This window comes from Paenibacillus oleatilyticus, from assembly GCF_018998565.1.
In the GTDB taxonomy this organism is placed as follows: Bacteria; Bacillota; Bacilli; order Paenibacillales; family NBRC-103111; genus Paenibacillus_G; species Paenibacillus_G oleatilyticus.
The window spans coordinates 1-201 of sequence record NZ_JAHNZO010000236.1; the positions used below are offsets into that span (position 1 = coordinate 1).

At 54.7% G+C, this 201-nt stretch carries 1 tRNA gene; it reads right to left on the reverse strand.

From position 1 onward, the window contains the following. Position 1: 1 nt before the first annotated feature. A tRNA-Ala gene (locus KQX66_RS37145) sits at positions 2 to 77 on the reverse strand. Between the last annotated feature and the right edge of the window lie 124 nt (positions 78 to 201).

The following is a 201-nucleotide window of genomic DNA, read 5'->3' on the forward strand; positions in this document are numbered from 1 at the left end:
ATGGTGGAGCCAAGCGGGATCGAACCGCTGACCTCCTGCTTGCAAGGCAGGCGCTCTCCCAGCTGAGCTATGGCCCCGTTGAAAGCTCCATCAAAACTGAACAAATGAGAAACGAATGCTTTGTTTATGTCCGTCGCCCTACAGACGACATGGACTCCATAGAAAGGAGGTGATCCAGCCGCACCTTCCGATACGGCTACC